Source organism: Rhizorhabdus argentea (assembly GCF_037861105.1).
In the GTDB taxonomy this organism is placed as follows: domain Bacteria; phylum Pseudomonadota; class Alphaproteobacteria; order Sphingomonadales; family Sphingomonadaceae; genus Rhizorhabdus; species Rhizorhabdus argentea.
This window is the reverse complement of the sequence record NZ_JBANFK010000019.1, coordinates 66542-74708: the sequence shown is the minus strand read 5'-3', so window position 1 is coordinate 74708 and position 8167 is coordinate 66542. Positions and strand designations below refer to the sequence as shown.

Sequence of the window (8167 nt, the reverse complement as noted above, 5' to 3'; positions counted from 1 at the left end):
GCCGAGATCGACGTGGAGCTGTGCGCCGCTCCGAACGGGTCATATTCGCTCTCGGAGCGCTTGGTGAAGCCCGACAGGCCGCCAGGCTGGCGCAGGGTGCGGATACGGTCGCGCCGGCCGGTCAGGATCTTGTGCGGATAGGCCTGGTGGCTGACGTCCCAGATCAGCACGTCGCGCGGCGTATCGAAAACGTAGTGGAGCGCGACCGTCAGCTCGACGACGCCCAGTCCGGCACCGAGGTGGCCGCCGGTGACCGAGACCGCCGAGATCATCTCGGCGCGCAACTCGTCAGCCAACTGGCGGAGCTGGCCGGGCTTGAAGTCGCGTAATTCCGTCGGCCCGCTGGCGATGTCGAGCAGCGGAGTTTCGGGGCGCCCGGTCATACGCTGTCGCATCCCAGCCAAAGACCCCTGTGCAAACCGAGCGTGTGGGGCGCCCGCGAGCAAAATCCAAACATGAACGACAACATGTTAGCTGTCACAGCCTCCCAGCAGGATCTATTAGTACCCAGTCGGCCTCGAGCTGACGACCCCCAATGTGTCGCACATGCCACAAGTTGAACAAGGTCTGGTACGTTCCTGCCGATAGACGGCACGCGGGCGGCGATCCCGCAGCAGCACAACAGGCCGCACACGGATTTTGGAGCAGTCCCCGACGTCCAGTGGAAAAGGCTGGAGAGCCTGCGCAAGGTCATTCAGGCTTTCGCCTGAGCCGGATCGTGCAGCTGCCCTCGCTCGCCAAGGCCATCGTTCTGCCTTGTCGAGCAGAAAACCATCGACACCTTCGGCCATGAAGCGTTCCAGTCGGCGCCACACGCCACACGCCACTAGCTGCCAGCAGCTCAGTCAGTACCAGGGTAAAGCGCTATAGCTCGCTGCGCTGTCTCGCAGTCGTGGGTGAGAATGTCGGTTAGCTCCATTCGAGCCGTCGGCACCCAATTGAGATATTAGCCGACTATCTTTGAGGTCGCGCCGGTCAGCATGCCGTGAAGGTGGGGGACTATGAACCAACTCATCAACAGCCTCAGGTACCGCCGCACCAATCGGGTGCCAGTCAGCCGGGAGCAAGCTCTTAAGCTCTTCGAGTTCGGCCGTCATTACGGATGATAGAACCATGGCCTTGACGCCACGCTTACAGTCCAACGATCCGCGTCGGCCCGATTGTCGGCAGCACAGTCTGTGTCCTGGCACCCAAGGCACCTTTGCGCCGCCGCGGCGTCAGACAGGTTTTCCTCGCGATATATCCACAGTAGCTTCTTATGGCTGGTCGAGCGCAGCATCACGCCACGATCGAAAGCAAAGTCGAAGATCACTATGACAGAGCCCTCTGCAGGAAAAGCGGCAAGACAAAAAAATTATTCACCGAGTCAAGTATCTGGGTCACATCGTTACGGCCGTATCGATACCCACACGCCATGTTCCCCATTCGGCCCTGCAACTATTTTTTATTGACTCAATCAGCGAGGTCCCAGTGCTTAATCGAATCTCGTTTCATGTTCTTCTAACATAAAAATTTCGGTTCTTTCTCTGTCAAGAAATTTAAGTTCATCTTCTATGAAGATGCTCATTATTTCGTCGGATTCGAAAAATCCAAGAAATACTTCAAAGTCGCGTTTTGATCTGAACCACATCTCCATGGCGACGTCGTGGGACGCCCGTGCAGCTTCTCCGCGCTCCGACGGCACCAAGCCGGCTAACGGATGTAAGTATCGCCGAATATATTTTACCGGCCGAAAACCTTTTTCCGTCCAAAGATTAGTCCCTAACTCGCAATGAACGTTCTCATAATGGCGGATCAAGTCTTCCATGCTCGTTCCAACTTTGCGCTTCATAAGCCACATAACTTTAAACATAATCTCCCCTTTCATCGCTCCAGCATGTTCGGTCCAGGACGTCTGGTGCGTTATCGCGATTTCTGGTGACTGAGGGACATACCGCCCCGATCTGACTCGTGCCAGCCGATCAGCATCATTTTTGGTGGGGCCGGACGATCTCGCTGCGCAGTCCGAACGCTGTATGTCTGCAACCCGGCCTCCTGCGTACAACAATGGTCGGTCGATCCTCTTCCCCACCGGTTCGGCGCGCGCCGTGGAAGAATAAGATGGGCTGCTCCAGGAGACCATCGCGGGGGCTGAGAGCATTTCCGATCGCTCCTCGCCGCCGGGTGGCTTTATGCCGAACCAGAGCGCATAGAGCAGGCAAGAACAGCAAGGTCAGGATTGTCCCCCCCCCCCCCCCCAAGGTACCGCCGATGAGGGTGACGGCCACCACTCCCCAGAAGACGGAACTGATTAACGGCACAAAGGCGAGCACCGCGGCGAGCGCCGTGAGGATCACCGGCCGTGAGCGCTGGACCGTCGCTTCGACCACTGCTTCGAAGAGGTTGAGACCTGCGCGTTCATTGTCGTGGATCTGTCCGATGAGGATGAGCGTGTTGCGCATCAATATGCCGGATGCCGGCGAGTGCGATCAACCCAAGAATGGCGTTGAACCCGAACGGCTGGCCCGTCACCAACAGCGTGGGGACGACGCCGATCAGGCCGAGCGGGGCGGTCAGCAGGACGATCCACATAGCTGACAGGCTGCGGACTTGCAGGATGATGACCACCATCATGAGGACGATCATGATCGGGAAGATGGGTGCGAGCGCGGCATTTGCCTTGCCGGCTTCCTCGATCGAACCCGCCATGTCGATGCGTGAAGTCGATCGTGATGTCGGAGTCCTTGATGGTGAGGGTGAGGGTGACCTTGACCTTGACCTTGATCGGATCCTCGGAAAAGCCGTCGGTATCCGCGAAATCTCGGCTTCGTAGACGCCGTCCGGAATTTCCTCGATCGCCTTGCGGGCGGCTAGGTGTTGCGGAGCTGTTCGTCCGTGGTGCCCACGGGAGTTGCCCATGGACATTGAGGAGCGAGCGGAATTGGTGAGGCGACTATTTTCGCTGATGACAGCGAAGCTGCATGATCTTCAAGATCAGCTCCGACGGCACGGCCAGCTTGTCATGCCCGGCGATGAAACTCGGCACGGCGCGACCACGATCGACGCTGAAAAACTCCTCGGCGATCCAAGGTCCTCAGTCTCGGGCACGGCGAACACGTTCAGCGGCGCGCGCGGCGACAAAACCGCTCGTCGCGGGAGCCGCTCGAGAAGCTGAAACTCGTCTCCACTAGATGCGGGCACCGACGACAGGAAATCCGGCAATCGCTTCATGTTCGAAATCGGCGCGTATCCACCAGAGCAGTAACAGGCTGACGCCGCTGAGGGTCGCGCAGACGATCGCGAGTCCGCCGCTCAAGCCGGTTGATCGGACCATGTCGCCGACCATCGGGACCAGGACGGGAACCGCGCCTGCGCCCAATAACGTGATTCCCATGTACAGCAACGCCACAAAGGTAGCCCTCATCCGAGCGGGCGCGACCTCCTGCATGGAGACCACGATGTTCGTGGTGCCACCCAGCGCGGCGGCCAAACCCAATCCGATGAACGCCAGCCGAAGCAGGGGGGCGAACAGCATCGGGCCGATGGCCAACGAGAAAAAGGCTATCGCCATACACGCCAAGCAGACCAGAATGACGGCATCCATGCGTCCCCGGGCTTTCAGGCGGGCAGTGATCCAGGGCGCTCCCATCACTCCCATCACGCTCGCAACCAAGTTGACCGGACCCAGCGCCGATCCGGCCTGTACCGCAGACCAGCCAAAATCCCGCATAAGCGATTCGATCGTCCAGTAATTGAGCGCGTAGCAGCATCCTCCGCTGAATGAGCAGGCGAAAAAAAGACCAGAATACAGTTTTTTGCGCGATGCGATCTGGCGTATGACATCCCCTTTGACCAACGCATGCGCGCCAGGCTCGCTCGTCCGCTGTGGCTCGCGCGCCGTCAGCAAAAAAATGATGGCCAAAGCCAGTGACGGCAAGCCCACCGCAAAAAGCACAAGTTGCCAAATCTGCATGTCGCCGTGAAGGCCGCCAGCCTTCATCGCTTCTATGCCCGAAATGACAAGAGCGCCGCCGGAAAACGCCAATGGCGGACCAAGCAGGCCAGCGGACGTGTACAGGCTGGCAGCCAGACAGCGCTTATCACGCGGGAAAAGATCTCCGATCATCGAATGTGCGGCTGGCGTCAGCACCGCCTCGCCGGCGGCGAGACCCAGTCGGAACAGGACCAGCATGACGTAGCTGCCGGCGAAGCCCGATGCGAGCGTGCAAAGGCACCAGATGATCGCCCCTGTGGCGATCAGCGTTTTGCGGTTGCCTCGATCGGCAAGGCGGCCCGCCGGTATGCCGAGAAACGCGTAGACAACGGCAAAAGCTGTGCCGACCAGTAAACCGATCTGTACATCGTTGATCTGAAACTGTGCCTTTATCGGGCCGATCAGCAGGACGAGAATATTCCGATCGATAAGCGAAAAGGCATAGAGCGCCGACAACATCGCGAGAACCAGCCAGGGCCGAGCGCCAGCGTCCAAAAACCTGGGCGCTTCGGTGCTGATTGACGCGTGCATTTTTTCTCTCCGTTGCGGTGTTCGCAGTCTTGTTCGATGATAGGCGGCAAGAATAGGCCGCAAGGCAAATGTCGTTACCCATCGAGGCATCGCGGCGTATCCTCCCGCAGCGATTCAGCCGAAATGCCGGCAATCGGGCCGAGTGCCTACGCCAATGGACAATATGCGTTTCACCCTATTACGGAAGCTTAGTGAACAACCTGTGCGGCGGACTTTGACGTGTAGGGTCGTGCCTCCGTGGTAGGTTAACAGCGAACGCAGCCCTTTGCGCCCGCCAGTGCTGGCAGAGCGGCGCCCGTCGCCAAGATCTTCCGCCTAGCATGATCCATCGCTGCATCGGCCTCCCGCCACTCCGCCCCGACGCTTTATCCAGTGACAACATGTGACGCAGCGCCGATATGGTCTAGCAGATTAATTGAACCGCCGTTTTAACCGCCCGGCGGCAGGCAGCAATGAGTCCGCGCACGATGCTTTCGGTAGGATCGTCGTCGTTGCTCTCGAGGTACGGGCGATGCTCGATTGATCCGATCGGACACCGCTTTACACGATGATGTCGCGGCGGGCGGCGAAGATCGCCGGCGCCGTCCACTACCTCCTTTTTGCTCGGCCGGGCGGGCAAGGTATGGGGCCATAAAACCGATCCGGGTGCCGCAGGCCACACGCTGGTCTGCCATCACGGACAAAGCGGTAAAGCTCGAAGAAATTGAGAGGGGCCTCTGCATTGAGGGGACCAGATACTGATCCCCGACCGCGAGCGGCGAGAGTTCCTCTCCACGACCAGAATGGCGATCAGGCCTGGTACCCGCGAACTCCAATCTTCGAGCGATCGTCACGGGTGCAGGGCCGCTCCGGCGCCTTCGCTAAGGCTGCAATCACGCTCGTCCCTGAGACGCAGCATGCCGTGCGCTTTCGATGGTACGCTCGTCAACGAGGCAGCCGAAAATCCCACGATGGGCCGAGTGCCTAGCCATAGACAATATGGGTGTCGCCGTACTATGGTAGTGCTGCGAAACTGCTGGAGCAAAATTCGACGTGTAGGGTCGTGACTCCGTGATAGATTACGGCAAATGTGGCCGATAAAGAACGTGCCGAACCAGAATGAGAATGCCGCGGCAAACGGAAGAATGGATATGAGAGGACGCCCCCATGGTTGCGCCGAGCGGAATTTATCCGATTCGTTGCTGATCGCTGCCGAAACCCAGCTTCGTGATAAAAGCCATCTCGATCTGACCTCTCGCGAGATAGCCGAAGCGGCGGGAACGCATGCGGGAATGGTGAACTATTATTTCGAGGGGAAGGACGGACTGCTGCTGACGCTGCTCAAGAAGGCAGCCAAGGACATTGACCGGCATCTGGATTTGATGGAAGCCGACATAGAGAGTAACGACGACGATCCTACCGAACGCATCGTGCGCGGTCTCATTGATGCCTATTACCAAAATACGGCAGTTGTCTCATTCTTCTACATCGAGCTGTTCCGCGCGGATACGCCAGTTAGCACGTTCTATTCACAGCACCGGGAGTTTAATTCTGTTCGTATAGAGAGGATGATCCGCAAACTCATCGCCAAAGGCATCTACCGAGCGGAACTCGATGCCGTGGCGGCAACCTGGATGCTGTTAGTGCTGGTGATAGGTCCGTCCATGCCGATCTGCCCGATGCACCACCACGGCGCTGGGGTCGGATCCTTGCCAACCGAAGTGTGGATCGAGAATATAGTGCGCATGTTGCGCAAGGACCTGCTCGCGAACGTCACAGATCGCTAGGGTCCAGACCCGATCATCTACCGCAGACATCATCCAGTCGGTGCGAACCGCAACGCCGATCTCGTTCAAGCCGGGCGGACGGCCATCTCGCAGATACTTTTCATGGTGCAGTAGCTCCAGACTATGCGTGCCATCTTGGCGGCCAGCGTCGCCACGCCGGGCCGTGGTGCGGCCGCATAACTGATGACGGTCTCGCGCCTCTGCAAAGGGCGCTCGGCTATGCTCTGCCGCCTCGGGATTTTTGCCGGACCGCCACCCGTCACGACAAGCTCGCCGGGAACCTCCTTTCAGCCGCAGCCTCGCAGCCGCCGCGGCTTTCTGGCTCTGAACGATACTCGACCTGACGAACGGGAGTGCGGTTAAAACGGCGGTTCAATTAATCTGCTAGACGGTATGAGCACTGCGTCACATATTGGCATTGAATAAAGCCTCGGGACAGCGACCGGATGTCGCGTCCACTGGTATAAGTATCCACAAGATTAGGGTGAGATCGTGACAGCGATATTCAAAAACTTGTATGAAAATCCGGAAAACTTCATCCGCCTCAGCAACGATGAACTTTATGCGCTCGATTATGATGAAGTCTCTAAAATTCAGCTTCATCATTTCCAGAAGCGGTTTGAGAAGTTTCGCTCAGAATTGAAGGCGCTGCAACGATTGGCCGACGATGTCGAGATCGAATCCATCACGAGCTTCGATGATCTGGCGAGCCTCGGCTTCCCGCATACCATGTACAAGTCCTACGCCACCGCGGATGTCGATAATGGTCGCTATGACCGCATGACACGCTGGTTGCAGGGGTTTACCACCCACAATCTTTCTGCTGTCGATCTTGCGGGTGTCGATACGCTCGACGGCTGGCTGGATGCTATCGAAACGCAGACGCCGCTCCGGCCCGCCGCATCATCCGGCACAAGCGGGAAGATATCGCTGTTTCCGCGCAGCACGGTGGAAGTACCGTTTTTCCTGGAGCACGTCCTGCGCATGTTCGGCCCCCATCGCGACATGGTAGCCAGCGGAAACTATCCTTTCATCTGCGCATATCCCGGCCGCCGTGGCCGGCAAGGCACCCCGATCATGTTGGATCTGCTGCACAAGCATGTTTACGGCGGGCGCGACGACATGATCATTACACTCGGCAACGGTTTCACCGGCGCTAACGAGTTGTGGCTTGCCGGCAAGCTGCGCCGTGCCGAAACGCTTGGCGAGAAACTGGTATTGACGCCGCGCGAGCAGGCCTTGGGAAGGCAGCTTGCCGCCGACGCCCAGGATGGCACCAAGCGGTGGGACGACTTTATCGAACGCGCCGTGCTCGCGCAAAAAGGCAAGACCGTGGTGTATAATGGGTTCTGGGTGCAGCTCTACCAAATCGCGCTGGAGTGCGCCAAACGCGGCGTCAAGGTCGAATGGGCGCAGGATTCGGTCCTGGTCGCCGGCGGCGGCACCAAGGGCTATACCTTCCCCGACGATTGGATGGATACTGTTCGTAGCGTGTTCCCGTTCGATTATCCCAGCCAGTATCGCGAAGTCTATGCGATGACGGAAACGAACGCGGTATCGTTGCGCTGCGATGAGGGGCATCTCCATCCGCTGCCGTGGGGGATTCAGCATGTCTCTGACCCGGAGACGGGATTGGCGTTGCCGCGCAAGGGTGTCCAGAGGGGTCGGATGCTGGTCATGGACCTGCTGGCGAGCACCTATTGGTCAGGCACCGCAACGGGTGACGATGTGACGATCAACTGGGACGGTGGGTGCGGTTGCGGACGCAAGGGCCCTTATATTCTCAATGAGATCAAACGCCTCGCCGACACACGCGGCGGCGATGACAAGATCACTTGCGCCAAGACGCCGCAGGCTTTCGATCGACTTGAAGAATTCCTCACGGCCTGACCGCCAT

Annotated in this window: 8 protein-coding genes; 3 read left to right on the top strand and 5 right to left on the bottom strand. The window is 58.7% G+C overall.

The features are described from left to right. From AAC645_RS15855 to AAC645_RS15840, 4 genes are all read right to left on the bottom strand, one after another. A partial coding sequence (locus AAC645_RS15855) for a 1-deoxy-D-xylulose-5-phosphate synthase N-terminal domain-containing protein (protein ID WP_340317422.1) occupies nucleotides 1–383 on the bottom strand: 383 nt, incomplete at its 3' end. A gap of 1091 nt (nucleotides 384–1474) precedes the next feature. Further along, nucleotides 1475–1867 carry an EthD domain-containing protein gene (locus AAC645_RS15850; protein WP_340317421.1) on the bottom strand — a complete coding sequence of 131 codons (393 nt, stop codon included), beginning with the start codon at nucleotides 1865–1867 and terminating at the stop codon, nucleotides 1475–1477. A 100-nt stretch (nucleotides 1868–1967) separates the two neighbouring features. Next, nucleotides 1968–2441, bottom strand: a complete 474-nt coding sequence (locus AAC645_RS15845) for an efflux RND transporter permease subunit (RefSeq protein WP_340317419.1) — start codon at nucleotides 2439–2441, stop codon at nucleotides 1968–1970. Beyond that, on the bottom strand, nucleotides 2398–2688 hold the full coding sequence (locus AAC645_RS15840) for an efflux RND transporter permease subunit (protein ID WP_340317418.1): 291 nt from the start codon (nucleotides 2686–2688) through the stop codon (nucleotides 2398–2400). The genes AAC645_RS15845 and AAC645_RS15840 overlap by 44 nt, the downstream gene beginning before the upstream one ends. Before the next feature lie 208 nt (nucleotides 2689–2896). Between AAC645_RS15840 and AAC645_RS15835 the strand changes: the two genes are divergently transcribed. After that, nucleotides 2897–3154 carry a hypothetical protein gene (locus tag AAC645_RS15835; RefSeq protein WP_340317416.1) on the top strand — a complete coding sequence of 86 codons (258 nt, stop codon included), beginning with the start codon at nucleotides 2897–2899 and terminating at the stop codon, nucleotides 3152–3154. Nucleotides 3155–3166: 12 nt separating this feature from the next. Here the strand turns inward: AAC645_RS15835 and AAC645_RS15830 are convergent, their stop codons facing one another. After that, nucleotides 3167–4504: an MFS transporter gene (locus AAC645_RS15830; RefSeq protein WP_340317415.1), complete on the bottom strand. Its 1338-nt coding sequence runs from the start codon at nucleotides 4502–4504 to the stop codon at nucleotides 3167–3169. A gap of 1067 nt (nucleotides 4505–5571) precedes the next feature. On the opposite strand from AAC645_RS15830, the gene AAC645_RS15825 reads away from it, so the two are divergent. Next, complete coding sequence (locus AAC645_RS15825) at nucleotides 5572–6270, top strand: TetR/AcrR family transcriptional regulator (protein WP_340317413.1); 699 nt, start codon at nucleotides 5572–5574, stop codon at nucleotides 6268–6270. Nucleotides 6271–6762: 492 nt separating this feature from the next. Further along, a complete protein-coding gene (locus tag AAC645_RS15820) occupies nucleotides 6763–8160 on the top strand; it encodes a long-chain-fatty-acid--protein ligase (protein ID WP_340317411.1) in 1398 nt (465 codons plus the stop codon). Nucleotides 8161–8167: the final 7 nt, after the last annotated feature.

Bases quoted from the DNA above. Each gene is read 5' to 3' on its own strand.
- AAC645_RS15850 (WP_340317421.1), bottom strand. From the start codon at position 1,867: ATGAAAGGGGAGATTATGTTTAAAGTTATGTGGCTTATGAAGCGCAAA.
- AAC645_RS15845 (WP_340317419.1), bottom strand. From the start codon at position 2,441: ATGCGCAACACGCTCATCCTCATCGGACAGATCCACGACAATGAACGC.
- AAC645_RS15840 (WP_340317418.1), bottom strand. From the start codon at position 2,688: ATGGCGGGTTCGATCGAGGAAGCCGGCAAGGCAAATGCCGCGCTCGCA.
- AAC645_RS15835 (WP_340317416.1), top strand. From the start codon at position 2,897: ATGGACATTGAGGAGCGAGCGGAATTGGTGAGGCGACTATTTTCGCTG.
- AAC645_RS15830 (WP_340317415.1), bottom strand. From the start codon at position 4,504: ATGCACGCGTCAATCAGCACCGAAGCGCCCAGGTTTTTGGACGCTGGC.
- AAC645_RS15825 (WP_340317413.1), top strand. From the start codon at position 5,572: ATGTGGCCGATAAAGAACGTGCCGAACCAGAATGAGAATGCCGCGGCA.